Below are 16,546 nucleotides of genomic sequence, written 5' to 3'. Positions count from 1 at the left end.
TCTCCTCAGGCCGTAAAACTTACTCGAACCAATGGGCTCGGGCGGCCATGATCAGCTTGCCGGCACGCTCAGAGTCGATGCCGTCGATGTCGAGCAGGTCGTCAATCGACTGCTCGGCCAGGTCTTCGCGGGTAATCACACCGCGTACTGCCAGTTCTTGCGCCAAACCTTTGTCCATACCCTCGAGTGAGAGCAGGTCTTCGGCCGGGTGGCTGTCTGCCAGCTTTTCTTCAGTGGCGATGGCTTTGGTCAGCAGGCGATCTTTAGCCCGCGACCGCAACTCGTTGACGATTTCATCATCGAAACCGTCGATGCTGAGCATCTCTTCCATCGGCACATAAGCGATTTCTTCCAGGCTGGTGAAACCTTCGTCCACCAACACCTGAGCCAGCTCTTCATCGACTTCCAGCTCGTCGATAAAACGCTGAAGAATGTCGCCAGTTTCAGCCTGCTGCTTGGCCTGGATGTCCGCTTCGCTCATGACATTGAGCGTCCAGCCGGTCAGCTGGCTGGCCAAACGTACGTTCTGGCCACCTCGACCGATGGCCTGGGCCAGATTGTCCTCACCGACGGCGATATCCATGGCATGGGCATCTTCGTCGACGATGATCGCCGCAACTTCAGCCGGCGACATGGCGTTGATTACGAACTGCGCCGGATTGTCATCCCACAGCACGATATCCACACGCTCACCCGCTAGCTCACCCGAGACTGCCTGCACGCGCGAACCGCGCATACCGATACAGGCGCCTTGCGGATCGATACGCTTATCCTTGGAGCGAACGGCCAATTTGGCGCGCGAACCCGGGTCTCGCGAAGCGGCCATAACCTCGATCAGCTCTTCGGCGATTTCCGGCACTTCAATGCGGAACAGCTCAATCAGCATTTCCGGCGCAGTACGCGAAAGAATCAATTGCGGGCCACGGTTCTCGGTACGAATTTCCTTGAGCAGCGCACGCAAGCGCGCACCGACACGGAAAGTCTCACGCGAGATGATGTCCTCACGAGCCAGCAGGGCTTCAGCATTGTTACCCAGATCAACGATGACGTTGTCGCGGGTCACTTTTTTCACCGTACCGGAGATGATTTCGCCCAATCGCTCGCGATAGGCTTCGACCACCTGGGCACGCTCGGCTTCACGTACCTTCTGCACGATGACTTGCTTGGCAGTCTGTGCAGCGATGCGGCCGAACTCGATCGAGTCGATCTTTTCTTCCAGGACCTCACCGACTTTCGCGTTGGCTTCCATCGCCTGCGGCATATCAACCGTCAGTTGATGCGCCGGGTCTTCGAAGTCGGCCTCTTCCACTACAGTCCAGCAACGGAAAGTTTCATAGTTGCCCGTTTGGCGATTGATCGCCACGCGCAACTCAACCTCGTCGTCGAACCGCTTCTTCGTCGCTGTGGCCAAGGCCAGTTCCAGCGCTTCAAAAATTACGCTCGCCGGCACACCCTTTTCGTTGGATACCGACTCAACAACCAGCAGTACTTCTTTGCTCATCGTACGCCTCGCCTTTCGCAATCCATTGGATCCGCGGGATCCGCGTCTCAATCAAACCGGGGGATAATATTGGCCTTGTCGATCAGGTCGATCGGCAACAGGAACTCGTGGTCATCCACCTGCACTACCACGTCCTGCTCTTCAACTCCACGAAGGAGGCCTTGAAAGTTGCGACGCCCTTCGAAAGGCGAACGCAGCTTGATTTTCACTTGCTCACCGGCATGACTGGCGAATTGCTCCAGGGTGAACAGTGGTCTATCCATACCTGGCGAAGACACCTCAAGGGTGTACTCGGCGCTGATCGGATCTTCGACATCGAGAACGCCGCTGATCTGTCGACTGACCTTCTCGCAATCTTCGATGAGAACACCATCGGCATGGTCGATATAAATTCGCAGCAGTGAATGCCGCCCTTGCGACAAGAACTCGATGCCCCAGCACTGATAGCCAAGCGCCTCGACTACTGGGGCCACCAAGGCCTGCAACTGTTCTAGCTTGCTCGACACCTGAGCCCCTCGCGCATGCTGTGAAAATAAAAAAAGGGCGAAACGCCCATCCTGTCAACCGGCCTCTAAAGACCGGAAATTCTGTCTCCCAGCTAGCAAAAAGCCCCTTAACAGGGGCTCCGCTACTACTGGTTGCGGGGGCTGGATTTGAACCAACGACCTTCGGGTTATGAGCCCGACGAGCTACCAGACTGCTCCACCCCGCGTCAAAGCTGGGGCCGAAGTATACGGCCGAACCCACCAAAGGGTCAACCGATGCTCCAGCAACAAGAAAGCCCGCATACAGCGGGCCTACTTGAAATTGGTACCGAGGAGGGGACTCGAACCCCTACAGCCTATGGCCACTACCACCTCAAGGTAGCGTGTCTACCAATTCCACCACCTCGGCAAAAACGTTTACTGCTGCTCTGGAGCCTGAGGCACATCCGCCGCATTCACTGCTGGCTTTTGCTCTTCGAGCACCGGCACATCTTCAGCTGCCGGTTTTTCCTGCTGCACTTCCAGCACTGCTGGATCAGGCAAACCTACCTGAGTTAGCGCATCAGCTTTTTCTTTAGCAAAGTAGCCTAAGCCCAAGCTAGTTAAGAAAAAAGCGGTGGCGAGTATACCAGTAACGCGACTCAAAAAGGTAGAGGAACCTTGACTACCGAAAACGGTAGCAGAAGCACCCGAACCAAATGAAGCACCCGCATCGGCACCCTTACCCTGCTGCAACAGAACCAGAGCGACCACACCGATCGCTCCCAGCAGATGAAAAACAACTACGACTGTTTCCAGCATTTTTTCAGTTTCCTGCGGCGCGACAAATCGCCCCGAACTCATCTGCATTCAGAGAGGCTCCACCCACAAGCCCCCCATCGATATCCGGCATGCCGAACAGCTCGGCGGCATTGGCGGCCTTGACGCTGCCACCATAAAGAATTCTTACACCATTCGCCACTTCAGCGCTTTTGGCCGCCAATTGCATGCGAATGGCCGCATGTACTTGCTGCGCCTGTTCAGGCGATGCGGTCAAGCCGGTACCAATCGCCCACACCGGCTCATAAGCCACTACAGCACGCACAAACACCTCGACACCCAAGGCATCGATTACGCTAGCCAACTGACGCCCAACCACTTCAAGCGTCTTACCCGCTTCACGCTGCTCCAGGGTCTCCCCCACACACAGCACCGGAGTCAAGCTACAGGCCTGGGCAGCCGCAAACTTGCGAACCACCCAATCATCGCTATCGCCCAGCAACAAGCGGCGCTCCGAATGGCCAACCAACACCATCGAACAACCTATATCTTGCAACTGACAGGCCGCAATCTCGCCAGTCAAAGCCCCTTGCTGCGGCTCGATAGCACAATTTTGCGCCCCGACTCCTACAGCGACCTTGCCCAGCCCTTCGACGACCTTAGCGAGATACACATACGGCGGAAAAACCGCGACCTCGACATCAGCCGGCAATGCCTGCTCACGAAGACCCATGATCAGCTCTGCTACGCCAGCGCGGGAACCGTGCATTTTCCAGTTACCAGCAACCAAAGGGCGGCGCATGCTTTACCTCGTCGGTCAAAGAGGGCGCAGATGTTACCCAACGGCACCAGGACTGGCAAGCCGAATCAGGTGCAAACCTTCGCAACAACCTCAGCCAATTCATCGGCATAGCCGCGCACCTGGGCCTCATCATCGCCCTCAACCATCACTCGCACTAACGGTTCGGTGCCAGATTTACGCAACAACACCCGCCCTCGCCCGGCCATACGCTCAGTCACCCTGGCGCTGGCGTCCTGCACTGCCGGGTGTTCCAGCGGATCAACACCGCCGGCAAAGCGTACATTGACCAGCACCTGTGGACACTTGCGCAACCCCTGACGAGCCTCGGCCAAGCGCTGCTCACGCCGCTTAAGCGCCAACAGCACCTGCAAGGCGGCGATGATCGCATCGCCTGTGGTGGTGTGCTGGAAGCACACCAGGTGTCCGGAATTCTCCCCGCCCAACTGCCAATCTCGCGACAGCAGTTCGGCGATAACGTATCGATCACCGACCTTGGCCCGTACGAAGGGGATGTCCAAGTCGGCAAGCGCCAACTCAAGACCGAGATTACTCATCAGCGTACCGACCACGCCGCCTTGCAATTTGCCGCGCTCCTGCAGGTCGCGGGCAATGATGAACAGCAATTCATCGCCATCCACCAAGGTGCCGGTATGATCGACCATCAGCACGCGATCGGCATCGCCATCGAACGCAATACCCAGGTCGGCATGCTGAGCCACCACTTCTGCCTGCAGCGCCTCAACGTGCGTCGAGCCACAGCCATCATTGATGTTCAACCCATCAGGCTGCGCCGACAGCACCGTAACCTGGGCACCGAGCTCGCGAAAAACACTCGGCGCCACTTTGTAGGCAGCACCGTGAGCACAATCGACAACGATTTTCAGGCCCGCGAAGTCAGTGTTCGTCGGCACGCTGCTTTTACAGAATTCGATATAGCGGCCAGCGGCGTCGTTGATCCGCGAGACTTTACCCAACTGCCCAGACTCGACTACCGTCATCGGCGCATCGAGCAGCTCTTCGATCATCAACTCCACTTCATCCGGGAGCTTGGTGCCCTGCCCCGAGAAAAACTTGATGCCGTTGTCGTGGTGCGGATTGTGTGAGGCGCTGATCACGATGCCGGCCTCGGCATGGAAGGTGCGCGTCAAGTAGGCGATGGCAGGCGTTGGCATCGGACCCAGCAACATGACGTCCGCCCCAGCAGCAGACAAACCCGCCTCCAGCGCCGACTCGAACATGTAGCCTGAGATCCGCGTGTCCTTGCCAATCAGGATGCGGCACTTGCCCTGCTTACGAAAGGCCATGCCTGCCGCCCAGCCGAGCTTGAGCATAAAATCCGGAGTAATAGGAAATTCGCCGACGCGCCCACGAATACCGTCAGTGCCAAAATATTTTCTACCCATCAGCCACGCATCCTTCTAAATTATTCGGCCGCTTCGACTGCAGCAATCATGCGCACCACGTCGACCGTCTCGGCCACATCATGCACCCGCAGGATATGCGCGCCCTTGCTCACCGCCAGGGCCGCCAAGGCCAGACTGCCAACCAAACGTTCACCCACTTCGTGCCCCAGGACGTGCCCGATCATGCTTTTGCGCGATACACCAACCAACAACGGCCGACCGAGATCAAGTAATGAACCAAGGTGCTTGAAGAGACTGAGATTGTGCTCCAGGGTTTTGGCGAAACCAAAGCCCGGATCGAGGACTATCCGCTCGGCGGCAATTCCAGCCGCGGCGCACACGGCGATTCGCTCTGCCAGAAAGTCACGCACTTCGATCAGCACATCCGTGTATTCAGGATTTTGCTGCATGGTTCCCGGCTCGCCGCGCATATGCATCAGACATACTGGCAGACCGCTATCGGCGGCGGCGTCAAGAGCGCCGTCGCGCCGCAATGAGCGCACATCGTTTATCAGCCCCGCACCCAGACGAGCACTCTCGCGAATCACTGCCGGCGTCGAGGTGTCCACCGAAATAATCACATCGAGCTCAGCCGCAATGGCTTCGACCACTGGCGCTACGCGCTCGAGCTCTTCGGTCGGCGAGACCAGCAAGGCGCCCGGCCGGGTCGACTCACCGCCCACATCGATCAGCGTCGCACCGGCTTTAACCATGGCCTCGGCATGACGCAAGGCCGCATCGCGCTGTCCATAGCGCCCGCCATCGGAAAAAGAGTCGGGGGTGACATTCAAAATACCCATCACCTGCGGACGGGACAAATCGAGAAACCGGCTGCCGCAAGGCAGCCGGTTCAAGTTAAGCGATACAGACATGGCAGGCCTTAATGTTCGGCGGCAGGACCACCAACCGGCTTTTCGGGCAGGTCTGGCTCAGCGGCTTTAACCACAGGCACATCTGCATCGCCCGCACCACCATCCCAGTCACGCGGCTCGCGCGGCGGGCGACCATTCATGATGTCGTCGATCATGTCGGCATCGATGGTTTCATACTTCATCAAGGCTTCGGCCATGGCATCGAGCTTGTCGCGGTTTTCCGCCAGCAAGCGTTTGGCCGTGGCGTAGCATTCATCAATGATGCTGCGCACCTCGAGGTCGATCATCTTCGCCGTGTCAGCCGACACATTGTTGTGCTGGCTGCCCATGCTGCGACCCAGGAAGACCTCACCCTCCTCCTCGACATACATCAACGGGCCGAGCTTCTCCGACAGCCCCCACTTGGTCACCATGTTCCGCGCCAGCTGGGTGGCGCGCATGATGTCGTTGGAAGCGCCGGTGGTTACACCGTCGAAGCCCAGCGTCATTTCCTCGGCAATCCGACCGCCGAACAGCGAACAAATCTGACTGATCAGCGCACGCTTGCTCAGGCTGTAACGATCTTCCTCGGGGAGGAACATGGTCACCCCCAGAGCCCGTCCACGGGGAATGATCGAGACCTTGTAGACCGGATCATGCTCCGGCACCAGACGCCCAACAATCGCATGGCCGGCCTCATGGAAAGCCGTATTGAGTTTTTCTTTCTCCGACATGACCATGGTCTTGCGCTCGGCGCCCATCATGATCTTGTCTTTGGCCAGCTCGAACTCCTTCATCTCGACCAGACGCTTGCCGGCACGCGCCGCGAACAGCGAGGCTTCGTTGACCAGGTTGGCCAAATCGGCACCGGAGAAGCCAGGGGTGCCACGAGCAATGACCGCCGGGGCGACATCTTCACCCATCGGCACCTTGCGCATATGCACCTTGAGAATCTGCTCGCGACCGCGAATGTCTGGCAGGTTCACGACCACCTGGCGATCGAAACGACCAGGACGTAACAGCGCCGGGTCGAGTACATCCGGCCGGTTAGTGGCGGCGATGACGATGATGCCATCGTTCATTTCAAAGCCGTCCATCTCTACCAGCAACTGGTTGAGGGTCTGCTCACGCTCGTCGTGACCGCCACCCATACCCGCACCACGATGACGGCCGACTGCGTCGATCTCATCAATAAAGATGATGCACGGCGCATGCTTTTTCGCCTGCTCGAACATGTCGCGTACGCGCGATGCACCAACACCGACGAACATTTCCACGAAATCGGAACCGGAGATGGTGAAGAACGGCACCTTGGCCTCGCCAGCCACGGCCTTGGCCAGCAGCGTCTTACCGGTACCCGGCGAGCCGACCATCAGTACGCCGCGCGGGATACGCCCACCGAGGCGCTGAAACTTACCCGGGTCGCGCAGAAACTCGACCAGCTCGCTAACTTCTTCCTTGGCCTCATCGCAACCGGCAACGTCGGCGAAGGTGGTCTTGACCTGATCTTCAGACAGCAGGCGTGCCTTGCTCTTGCCGAAGCTCATCGGCCCGCCCTTGCCTCCCGCACCACCCTGCATCTGGCGCATGAAGAACATGAATACTGCAATGATCACCAGAATTGGAAAACTGGCCACTAGCAACTGAGTCCAGATGCTCTGCTGTTCCGGCTGCTTGCCGACAATCTCGACGTTGTTGTCGATCAGGTCCTTGATCAGGCCGTTATCCTGAATAGCCGGACGCACGGTCTCGAACGGAGAACCATCTGTGCGCACGCCGCTGATGATAAAGCCGTCCACCGTTACCCGCTTAACTCCGCCATCCTGAACCTGCTGGATAAACTCGGAATAATTGAGCTTGTTCGACTCGCTCGGCGTGGAGAAATTATTCATCACAGTCACAAGGACTGCGGCGATGATCAGCCACAGGATCAGATTCTTTGCCATGTCGTTCAATTAGCTACCCTCTGAAGCAGGCCCCGTGCCGAAGCGCGCTTCGCATGACGACCAGTTATGTACCGATCTAACTTACTACACAACACCCGCACCTGGCAGGCACCGTCTGTAACCCTTTATGAGCCGCAACCCGAGCCGGCTCTTCTACTTTTCTTGGACTGACGAGCCAGTCCTTGGTTGCATCGAATCTTACAAGCCGCGAAAACCGCGCCCGAGCAGGTACTGCTCACGTGAACGATCACGCGACGACAGCGGTTTGCGCATCTGCACCTTGTCGAACATCTCGCGTACCTGCTTGTGGTACAGATCAAAACCTTCGCCCTGGAAAATCTTGATCAAAAAATCACCACCCGGGCATAACACGCGCCCGGCCAGATCCAACGCCAGCTCGCACAAATACATGGCGCGCGCCTGATCGGTAGCCCTTACCCCACTCATATTGGGGGCCATATCGGAAATCACAAGGTCTACCGGTTTTTCGCCAATCGACTCAAGTATCTGGGTAAACACCGCATCCTCGGTAAAGTCACCCTGAATGAAGGTGACGTCGGGGATACTGTCCATCTCCAGAATGTCCGAAGCGATCAAGGTGCCCTTGTCGCCTATCACGCGGCTGGTCACCTGTGACCAGCCACCCGGCGCAGCCCCCAGGTCGACCACGGTCATGCCCGACCGCAGGATACGATCCTTCTCCTGAATTTCCAGCAGCTTGTAGCTCGCGCGCGATCGATAACCATCTTTCTGCGCCATTTTGACGTAGGGGTCATCGAAATGTTCTTTCAGCCACCGCAGGCTTGTTTTGGAACGGGCCAAGTGGCACCTCAAATTAGCAATGTGTGAATATCTGGGCGGCCCCGAAGACGCTCGGGTAAACTGAGCGCCGTTTTTACCAGATCAGACGCAGGGTTCAGATTATGCCGCTCACTCAGGAGCAGAAGAAACAATTCAAATCTATCGGTCACCACCTAAAACCAGTATTGATCGTGGCAGACAATGGGTTGACCGAAGGCGTACTGGCCGAGCTGGAGCGCGCGCTGAATGATCACGAGTTGATCAAGGTGCAGCTGCGCATTGTTGAGCGCGCCGACCGTCTCGCCACCATCGACGAGCTGTGCAAAGCCGGCAAAGGGGAGCTGGTACAAGTAATCGGTAAGATGGCCTTGATTTACCGCAAGAACCCCAAGCCGAACAAAAACCTGTCCAATATCAGCCGCGCTCACGGCTGATATTCACAACAGGCTGGAAGCTTACACGCCTCCAGCCTAGCTACACCGTTTAACTGCGCCGTGCCGGCACGGGCTGCAATACCAGCAGCAAACCGCAGAACGCCAACACCAGATAGCTGAATAGCAGCCAGGGCCGTGCATCCGGCCACCACTGGCGCGCCGTGAAATATCCAGCCGCCATGACCAGTACACAGAGCAACAGCTGGCCACGCATATCGCGCCACAGACTGGCCAAACGCTCTGCCCGCACCAACACCACCACCTGCAGAGCGGCGCACACGACCGTCAAGCCAACCAACAGAGGCTTAAGCGCGTCCGCGACCTCCTCAACCAGCAAGGGCGCCAAGCCCAGCTTGGCCAACGCTGGCAGCATCACGAAATGCAGCAACCAGAGGCCACCGACCCAGAACGTCTGAACCAGCAGCCAGCTGATGCTCCCGGCACCCAGAGCAGCGGGCTTAGAGATGGCGAACCTCGACAATCTCGTACTCGATCATGCCGCTCGGGGTCTTTACCGTCACCACATCGCCCTCTTGCTTACCGATGAGGGCACGGGCGATAGGCGAGCCGACCGAAATCTTACCAAGCTTAATCGCCGCCTCGTCCTCACCGACGATCTGGTAGGTCACGCTTTCGTCAGTTTCGACGTTGGCGATTTCGACAGTCGTACCAAAGATCACCTTGCCCGTATGGGCAATGCTGGTTACATCGATGATTACCGCGTTCTGTAGACGACCTTCGATATCGCGCACCCGCGCCTCGACCATACCCTGCTGCTCGCGAGCCGCGTGGTACTCGGCGTTTTCCTTGAGGTCACCCAACTCGCGCGCAGTACCTATGTCCTGGCTCAGCTTGGGTCGAACCACCTTGGTCAGATGGGCCAGTTCTTCCTCCAGGGCGCGAGCGCCCTGGACCGTCATCGGGTATTTAGTCATGCCTTGATTCCTGCATGGAGATCCTGCAAGCGGCGCACGGTCTTCTCGGGACCGAATTTGAGCGCCTCACAGATCGCCTGACCCGCCGCAATGGTGGTGGTGCAGTAGATCTTGTGCTGCAGGGCGTTACGACGAATGGAGTAGGAGTCGGCAATCGACTGACGCCCCTCGGTGGTGTTGATGATAAGGGTGACCTCGTCGTTCTTGATCATGTCGACCACGTGCGGACGCCCCTCGGTCACCTTGTTGACCCGACGCACGGGCAAGCCGGCGGCCTCGATAAGCTTGGCAGTACCGGCGGTGGCCACTACCTCGAAACCCAGCTCGATCAGGTCACGGGCGACTTCAGCCACCAGGGGCTTATCATCATCGCGCACGCTGATAAAGGCGCAACCGGAGTTCGGCAACACTTCGCTGGCACCCATTTGCGCCTTGGCGAAGGCTTCACCGAAGGTATCACCAACCCCCATCACCTCGCCGGTGGATTTCATCTCCGGACCGAGGATAGGATCAACACCAGGGAACTTGGCGAAGGGGAACACCGCTTCCTTGACGCTGTAGAAGTTCGGGATGATTTCCTGGGTGAACTCCAGTTCCGCCAGGGTCTTGCCCGCCATCACGCGCGCACCGAGCATCGCCAGGGAAATACCGATGCACTTGGAGACGAACGGCACGGTACGCGAGGCGCGCGGGTTGACTTCGATGACGAAGATATCCTCGCCCTGCACCGCCATCTGCACGTTCATCAGACCAACCACGCCGAGCTCCAGGGCCATTTTCTTGACCTGGTCGCGAATCTCGTCCTGGATATGCGCCGGCAGCGAATACGGCGGTAGCGAGCAGGCCGAGTCGCCGGAGTGCACGCCGGCCTGCTCGATATGCTGCATGATCGCGCCAATTACCACGGTCTCGCCGTCGCTGATGGCATCGATATCGACTTCGATGGCGCAGTTGAGGAAGTGGTCGAGCAGCACCGGGCTGTCGTTCGACACCTTCACCGCTTCGCGCATATAGCGTCGCAGCTCTTCTTCCTGGTAGACGATTTCCATGGCCCGTCCGCCCAATACGTAGGACGGACGCACCACCAACGGATAGCCGATGACCTTGGAAGCAGCCAGGGCCTCTTCCTCGCTGCGCGCGGTGCAGTTAGGCGGCTGACGCAAGTGCAGACGCTGGACCATCTGCTGGAAGCGCTCACGGTCTTCGGCGCGGTCGATGGCGTCCGGGCTGGTGCCGATAATCGGCACGCCGGCTTCTTCCAGGGCGCGACATATCTTCAGCGGGGTCTGCCCGCCGTACTGCACGATCACGCCCTTGGGCTGCTCAACGCGGACGATTTCCAGCACGTCTTCCAGGGTCACCGGCTCGAAATACAGACGATCCGAGGTGTCGTAGTCGGTGGAGACGGTTTCCGGGTTGCAGTTGACCATGATGGTCTCGTAGCCGTCTTCGCGCAGCGCCAGGGCCGCGTGCACGCAGCAGTAGTCGAACTCGATGCCCTGACCGATGCGGTTAGGCCCGCCACCGAGGATCATGATCTTGTCGCGACTCGACGGGTTGGCCTCGCACTCTTCCTCGTAGGTCGAATACATATAGGCAGTGTCGCTGGCGAATTCGGCGGCGCAGGTGTCTACGCGCTTGTACACCGGCAGCACTTTGAGCTTGTGGCGGTGGCTGCGCAGGCTCTTTTCGGAGACGCCGAGCAGCTTGGCCAGACGGATATCGGAGAAGCCCTTGCGCTTGAGCTTGTACATCTGATCGCGGTCGATACTGGCGAGACTCAGGGTCTTGATCCGCTCTTCGTCCTTGATCAGGTCTTCGATCTGCACCAGGAACCATTCGTCGACACGGGTCAGCTCGAACACTTCGGCGACCGTCTTGCCGGCACGGAAGGCGTCGCCAATGTACCAAATGCGATCGGCGCCCGGCACGATCAGCTCGCGCTTGAGGGTGCTTTCCGCCTCGGGATCGTTCAGATCGAGCAGCGGATCGAAGCCGGATACACCGACTTCCAGGCCGCGCAGGGCTTTCTGCATGGATTCCTGGAAGGTCCGACCGATGGCCATGACTTCACCGACGGACTTCATCTGAGTGGTCAGACGGGCATCGGCCTTGGGGAATTTCTCGAAGGCAAAACGCGGGATCTTGGTCACGACGTAGTCGATCGCCGGCTCGAAGGACGCCGGAGTGCGACCACCGGTGATGTCGTTCTGCAGCTCGTCGAGGGTGTAGCCGACCGCCAGCTTGGCGGCGATCTTGGCGATCGGGAAGCCGGTGGCCTTGGAAGCCAGCGCCGAGGAACGCGACACCCGCGGGTTCATCTCGATCACCACCATGCGCCCGGTGTTCGGGCAGATGCCGAACTGCACGTTGGAACCGCCGGTTTCCACGCCGATCTCGCGCAGTACCGCCAGCGAGGCGTTGCGCAGGATCTGGTATTCCTTGTCGGTCAGGGTCTGTGCCGGGGCCACGGTGATCGAGTCGCCGGTGTGCACGCCCATCGGGTCGAAGTTCTCGATGGCGCAGACGATGATGCAGTTGTCCTTCTTGTCGCGGACCACCTCCATCTCGTATTCCTTCCAACCGATCAACGATTCGTCGATCAACAACTCGCTGGTCGGCGACAGGTCGATACCGCGGGCGCAAATTTCCTCGAACTCTTCACGGTTGTAGGCGATGCCGCCACCGGTGCCGCCCATGGTGAAGGACGGCCGAATGATGCAGGGGAAACCAACCTTTTCCAGAACCCCGTAGGCTTCTTCCATGTTGTGCGCGATGCCGGAAACCGGACAGGCCAGGCCAATGTCCTTCATCGCCTTATCGAAGCGCGAGCGATCTTCGGCCTTGTCGATGGTGTCGGCATTGGCGCCGATCATTTCCACACCGAATTTTTCCAACACCCCGTGCTTTTCCAGGTCCAGCGCGCAGTTCAGCGCGGTCTGGCCGCCCATGGTCGGCAGCAGGGCGTCGGGGCGCTCCTTCTCGATGATCTTGGCCACGGTGGACCACTTGATCGGCTCAATGTAGGTGGCGTCGGCCATGGCCGGGTCGGTCATGATGGTGGCTGGGTTGGAGTTCACCAGGATGACGCGAAAGCCTTCTTCTTTAAGGGCCTTGCACGCTTGAGCGCCGGAATAGTCGAACTCGCAGGCCTGGCCAATCACGATGGGGCCGGCGCCGAGGATCAAGATGCTTTTGATATCTGTACGTTTTGGCATGTTTCTTACTCGAATCCTTTGGTCAGTCGGCAGGCTTAACGGCGCTTGGCCATGGCTTCGATGAAGCGGTCAAACAACGGCGCGACGTCATTCGGCCCCGGGCTCGCCTCTGGGTGCCCCTGGAAGCTGAACGCGACCTTGTCGGTGCGCTCGATCCCCTGCAGGGTACCGTCGAACAAAGACTTGTGCGTGGCGCGCAAGTTGTCCGGCATATCACCCTCATCGACGGCAAAGCCGTGGTTCTGACTGGTGATCATCACCACGCCGGAGTCCAGATCCTGCACCGGATGGTTGGCACCGTGGTGACCGTGGCCCATCTTCATGGTCTTGGCGCCAGAGGCCAACGCCAGCAGCTGGTGACCGAGGCAGATGCCGAACACCGGAATCTCAGTCTGCAACACGTCCTTGATCGCCTGGATCGCGTAATCGCAAGGCTCTGGATCGCCCGGGCCATTGGACAGGAACACACCGTCCGGATTCAGCGCCAACACCTCATTGGCCGGTGTCTGCGCCGGCACCACGGTCAGGCGGCAACCACGCTCGACCAGCATGCGCAGGATGTTCAGCTTGACGCCGTAGTCGTAGGCCACTACGTGATACGGCAGCTCGGCAGCGGCAATTTCCGGGTGGCTGTCAGCCTGCAGATTCCAGACACTGGAGCGCCATTCGTAGCGCTCGCTGCAGCTGACCACCTTGGCCAGGTCCATGCCCTTGAGCCCAGGAAAGCTGCGCGCCAGTTCCAGCGCTTGCTCTTCGGTGGCGTCATCGCCCACCAGGATGCAGCCGTTCTGCGAACCCTTCTCGCGCAGGATGCGGGTCAGGCGACGGGTATCGATGCCGGCGATGGCGACCGTGCCGTTCTCCTTCAGGTACTCATCCAGCGGCTGCTTGTTACGCCAGTTGCTGGAGGTCAGCGGCAGATCGCGAATGATCAAGCCGGCCGCCCAGACCCGATTGGATTCGGCATCTTCCGGCGTGGTGCCGGTATTGCCGATGTGCGGGTAGGTCAGGGTAACGATTTGTTGGGCATAGGAAGGATCGGTAAGGATTTCCTGATAGCCGGTCATGGCGGTGTTAAAAACCACCTCTCCAATAGTTTGGCCATCGGCACCGATGGCCTCGCCGCGAAAAATGCTGCCATCAGCAAGAGCCAAAATGGCAGGTTTAAGGGCTGGCTTAGTCAAGAAAACCTCCGAAGATCAACGCTTTGAAGCAAACGCAGATTGTAAAAAAGCGGGATGACGTATCGACCGTCACCCCGCTTTTTTATCTGATTCATTCTGCGTAACTTTTAGTGGACACACTAAAGCGGGGAGCTTACAGAAAACCGGCTTTTTGGTCTACCCGCAAATGCGACCAATACGCAGATGCCCGCCCGCAAACCGCAGCCTAGTTAAGCCCCAGCACGTCCTGCATGTCGTACAGCCCTGCCGCCCGACCATCCAACCAGCGCGCCGCACGCACCGCACCCTTGGCGAAGGTCATGCGGCTGGACGCCTTGTGGGTAATCTCCACCCGCTCACCGTCGGCAGCGAACAGCACGGTGTGATCACCGACCACATCCCCGCCACGCACGGTGGCGAAGCCGATAGTCTCGCGCTCGCGGGCACCGGTCTGCCCTTCGCGACCATACACCGCGACCTTCTCCAGGTCGCGACCCAGCGCACTGGCCACCACCTCGCCCATGCGCAATGCCGTGCCGGACGGTGCATCGACCTTGTGCCGGTGGTGCGCCTCGATGATCTCGATATCGACGTCATCGCCCAGTACCCGCGCGGCGGTATCCAGCAATTTCAGGCACAGGTTGACGCCCACGCTGAAGTTGGCGGCGAAGACGATCGGAATATGCTTGCCCGCATCGGCCAGCAACTGCTTCTCGGCCGCACTGAAGCCGGTAGTACCGATGACCATCGCCTTGCCAGCCTGACGGCAGATTTCCAGGTTTTTCAGGGTCACCGAGGGATGGGTGAAATCAACCAGCACATCGAACTGCTCCAGCGCATCGCGCAAGTCGCCCGAGAGGCGCACCCCGATCCTCCCCAGAGCCGCCAACTCGCCAGCATCGGCACCGACCAGACTACTGTCCGGACGATCAATCGCCGCACCCAAACCAGCACCCTCGGCTTGCTGCACGGCCTCGATCAGGGTCTTGCCCATGCGCCCGGCGGCGCCCATCACTGCAATACGCTGCATATCTCTACCGCTCCAATCTCGAGGCCCGCCGCCCCAGGGTCAACCAGCAGACCCTGCGACCGCGGCCTACTCACAAATCGCCAAAGAAGCGCTTCACACCCTCAAACCAGCCATTGGCTTTCGGCGAGTGCGAGCTGTCGACCGCCAGCGACTGACGGAACTCTTCGAGCAGCTCACGCTGACGCCGATCCAGATGCACCGGCGTCTCCACCGCTACCCGACACATCAGGTCGCCGGCACCGCCGCCACGCACCGGAGCCACGCCCTTGCCACGCAGGCGGAACAGCTTGCCGGTCTGGGTACCCTCAGGAATTTTCAGCTTGACCCGGCCATCCAGAGTCGGCACTTCCAACTCGCCACCCAGCGCCGCGTCGGCAAAGCTGATCGGCACCTCGCAGTACAGGTGCTTGCCATCACGCTGAAAGATCGCATGTTCACGGACATTGACCACCACATACAGGTCGCCCGCCGGACCACCCATAGCGCCGGCCTCACCCTCACCCGAGAGACGGATACGGTCACCGGTATCGACGCCAGCCGGCACCTTCACCGACAAGGTCTTGTGCTCTTCCACTCGCCCATGACCATGACAGGAACCGCAAGGATCGGTAATCATCTTGCCGTTGCCATGGCAACGCGGGCAGGTCTGCTGCACCGAGAAGAAGCCTTGCTGCATGCGTACCTGACCGATGCCGCCGCAGGTGGTACAAGTCACCGGACTGGTGCCCTTCTTGGCCCCGGAACCCGCACAGGTCTTGCAGTTGACCAGGGTCGGCACACGAATGGTCACCGAGGTGCCGCGCACCGCCTCTTCCAGCCCCAGCTCCAAGGTGTAGCGCAGATCACTGCCGCGCTGCGCACCACCGCGACCACCGCGACCACCCGCGGCACCGCCGAAGAAGTCACTGAACACATCGCCGAAAATGTCGGAGAAATTCGCGCCGCCACCCGGGTGCCCGCCACCCATGCTCTGGTCGACGCCGGCATGCCCGTACTGATCATAGGCCGCGCGCTTACTGGCGTCGGACAACACCTCATAGGCCTCGTTGGCCTCCTTGAACTTGTCCTCCGACGCTTTATCGTCGGGATTACGGTCCGGGTGATGCTTCATTGCCAAGCGCCGGTAAGCCTTCTTCAGCTCCGCCTCGCTGACGCCGCGCTCGACTCCCAGTACCTCGTAATAATCACGTTTAGACATTAGTTTTCTACACCCTTAAA

General features: G+C 59.3%; 15 protein-coding genes and 2 tRNA genes. 1 reads left to right on the top strand and 16 read right to left on the bottom strand.

What is annotated here, in order from left to right:
• Nucleotides 1–19: 19 nt before the first annotated feature.
• The 10 genes from nusA to rlmE form a co-directional block, all read right to left on the bottom strand.
• The gene (nusA, locus tag FBY03_RS05165) at nt 20–1,501 is read right to left on the bottom strand and encodes a transcription termination factor NusA (RefSeq protein ID WP_147171122.1); all 1,482 of its coding nucleotides are present in this window, start codon (nt 1,499–1,501) and stop codon (nt 20–22) included.
• A 47-nt stretch (nt 1,502–1,548) separates the two neighbouring features.
• Nucleotides 1,549–2,007, bottom strand: a complete 459-nt coding sequence (rimP, locus tag FBY03_RS05160) for a ribosome maturation factor RimP (protein WP_147171121.1) — start codon at nt 2,005–2,007, stop codon at nt 1,549–1,551.
• Nucleotides 2,008–2,136: 129 nt separating this feature from the next.
• A tRNA-Met gene (locus tag FBY03_RS05155) sits at nt 2,137–2,213 on the bottom strand.
• 96 nt (nt 2,214–2,309) lie between these two features.
• A tRNA-Leu gene (locus tag FBY03_RS05150) sits at nt 2,310–2,395 on the bottom strand.
• An 8-nt stretch (nt 2,396–2,403) separates the two neighbouring features.
• On the bottom strand, nt 2,404–2,787 hold the full coding sequence (gene secG / locus FBY03_RS05145) for a preprotein translocase subunit SecG (RefSeq protein WP_147171193.1): 384 nt from the start codon (nt 2,785–2,787) through the stop codon (nt 2,404–2,406).
• Between the two features lie 4 nt (nt 2,788–2,791).
• Nucleotides 2,792–3,547, bottom strand: coding sequence for a triose-phosphate isomerase (tpiA, locus tag FBY03_RS05140; protein ID WP_147171120.1), 756 nt, complete (start codon nt 3,545–3,547; stop codon nt 2,792–2,794).
• A gap of 65 nt (nt 3,548–3,612) precedes the next feature.
• Nucleotides 3,613–4,950 carry a phosphoglucosamine mutase gene (gene glmM / locus FBY03_RS05135; RefSeq protein WP_147171119.1) on the bottom strand — a complete coding sequence of 446 codons (1,338 nt, stop codon included), beginning with the start codon at nt 4,948–4,950 and terminating at the stop codon, nt 3,613–3,615.
• 20 nt (nt 4,951–4,970) lie between these two features.
• A complete protein-coding gene (folP, locus tag FBY03_RS05130) occupies nt 4,971–5,822 on the bottom strand; it encodes a dihydropteroate synthase (RefSeq protein ID WP_147171118.1) in 852 nt (283 codons plus the stop codon).
• Between the two features lie 8 nt (nt 5,823–5,830).
• On the bottom strand, nt 5,831–7,747 hold the full coding sequence (gene ftsH / locus FBY03_RS05125) for an ATP-dependent zinc metalloprotease FtsH (protein ID WP_147171117.1): 1,917 nt from the start codon (nt 7,745–7,747) through the stop codon (nt 5,831–5,833).
• A 198-nt stretch (nt 7,748–7,945) separates the two neighbouring features.
• On the bottom strand, nt 7,946–8,569 hold the full coding sequence (gene rlmE, locus FBY03_RS05120) for a 23S rRNA (uridine(2552)-2'-O)-methyltransferase RlmE (RefSeq protein WP_147171116.1): 624 nt from the start codon (nt 8,567–8,569) through the stop codon (nt 7,946–7,948).
• Nucleotides 8,570–8,670: 101 nt separating this feature from the next.
• On the opposite strand from rlmE, the gene yhbY reads away from it, so the two are divergent.
• Nucleotides 8,671–8,982 (top strand): ribosome assembly RNA-binding protein YhbY, encoded by a 312-nt coding sequence (gene yhbY, locus FBY03_RS05115; RefSeq protein WP_025164686.1) that lies wholly within the window; start codon nt 8,671–8,673, stop codon nt 8,980–8,982.
• A gap of 49 nt (nt 8,983–9,031) precedes the next feature.
• Here yhbY and FBY03_RS05110 read toward each other — a convergent pair whose 3' ends face one another.
• From FBY03_RS05110 to dnaJ, 6 genes are all read right to left on the bottom strand, one after another.
• Nucleotides 9,032–9,463, bottom strand: coding sequence for a DUF4149 domain-containing protein (locus FBY03_RS05110; RefSeq protein WP_256677867.1), 432 nt, complete (start codon nt 9,461–9,463; stop codon nt 9,032–9,034).
• Nucleotides 9,441–9,917 carry a transcription elongation factor GreA gene (gene greA, locus FBY03_RS05105; RefSeq protein ID WP_147171115.1) on the bottom strand — a complete coding sequence of 159 codons (477 nt, stop codon included), beginning with the start codon at nt 9,915–9,917 and terminating at the stop codon, nt 9,441–9,443. Before greA ends, FBY03_RS05110 begins: the two co-directional genes overlap by 23 nt.
• Nucleotides 9,914–13,135 (bottom strand): carbamoyl-phosphate synthase large subunit, encoded by a 3,222-nt coding sequence (carB, locus tag FBY03_RS05100; protein ID WP_147171114.1) that lies wholly within the window; start codon nt 13,133–13,135, stop codon nt 9,914–9,916. The genes greA and carB overlap by 4 nt, the downstream gene beginning before the upstream one ends.
• A 35-nt stretch (nt 13,136–13,170) precedes the next feature.
• The gene (carA, locus tag FBY03_RS05095) at nt 13,171–14,319 is read right to left on the bottom strand and encodes a glutamine-hydrolyzing carbamoyl-phosphate synthase small subunit (RefSeq protein ID WP_147171113.1); all 1,149 of its coding nucleotides are present in this window, start codon (nt 14,317–14,319) and stop codon (nt 13,171–13,173) included.
• 205 nt (nt 14,320–14,524) lie between these two features.
• Entirely contained in the window at nt 14,525–15,328 is an 804-nt protein-coding gene (dapB, locus tag FBY03_RS05090; RefSeq protein ID WP_147171112.1) for a 4-hydroxy-tetrahydrodipicolinate reductase, read from the bottom strand.
• A 70-nt stretch (nt 15,329–15,398) separates the two neighbouring features.
• Nucleotides 15,399–16,526 carry a molecular chaperone DnaJ gene (dnaJ, locus tag FBY03_RS05085; RefSeq protein WP_147171111.1) on the bottom strand — a complete coding sequence of 376 codons (1,128 nt, stop codon included), beginning with the start codon at nt 16,524–16,526 and terminating at the stop codon, nt 15,399–15,401.
• Between the last annotated feature and the right edge of the window lie 20 nt (nt 16,527–16,546).

The organism is Pseudomonas sp. SJZ079 (genome assembly GCF_007993865.1).
Taxonomy (GTDB): Bacteria; Pseudomonadota; Gammaproteobacteria; order Pseudomonadales; family Pseudomonadaceae; genus Aquipseudomonas.
The sequence above is the reverse complement of the archived record's forward strand: the minus strand, read 5'-3'. Positions and strand labels throughout refer to the sequence as shown.

What these genes read in the sequence shown, in the direction of transcription:
- folP (WP_147171118.1), bottom strand. Translation starts at nt 5,822, where the DNA reads ATGTCTGTATCGCTTAACTTGAACCGGCTGCCTTGCGGCAGCCGGTTT.
- ftsH (WP_147171117.1), bottom strand. Translation starts at nt 7,747, where the DNA reads ATGGCAAAGAATCTGATCCTGTGGCTGATCATCGCCGCAGTCCTTGTG.
- dapB (WP_147171112.1), bottom strand. Translation starts at nt 15,328, where the DNA reads ATGCAGCGTATTGCAGTGATGGGCGCCGCCGGGCGCATGGGCAAGACC.
- greA (WP_147171115.1), bottom strand. Translation starts at nt 9,917, where the DNA reads ATGACTAAATACCCGATGACGGTCCAGGGCGCTCGCGCCCTGGAGGAA.
- tpiA (WP_147171120.1), bottom strand. Translation starts at nt 3,547, where the DNA reads ATGCGCCGCCCTTTGGTTGCTGGTAACTGGAAAATGCACGGTTCCCGC.
- yhbY (WP_025164686.1), top strand. Translation starts at nt 8,671, where the DNA reads ATGCCGCTCACTCAGGAGCAGAAGAAACAATTCAAATCTATCGGTCAC.
- dnaJ (WP_147171111.1), bottom strand. Translation starts at nt 16,526, where the DNA reads ATGTCTAAACGTGATTATTACGAGGTACTGGGAGTCGAGCGCGGCGTC.
- nusA (WP_147171122.1), bottom strand. Translation starts at nt 1,501, where the DNA reads ATGAGCAAAGAAGTACTGCTGGTTGTTGAGTCGGTATCCAACGAAAAG.
- glmM (WP_147171119.1), bottom strand. Translation starts at nt 4,950, where the DNA reads ATGGGTAGAAAATATTTTGGCACTGACGGTATTCGTGGGCGCGTCGGC.
- secG (WP_147171193.1), bottom strand. Translation starts at nt 2,787, where the DNA reads ATGCTGGAAACAGTCGTAGTTGTTTTTCATCTGCTGGGAGCGATCGGT.
- carB (WP_147171114.1), bottom strand. Translation starts at nt 13,135, where the DNA reads ATGCCAAAACGTACAGATATCAAAAGCATCTTGATCCTCGGCGCCGGC.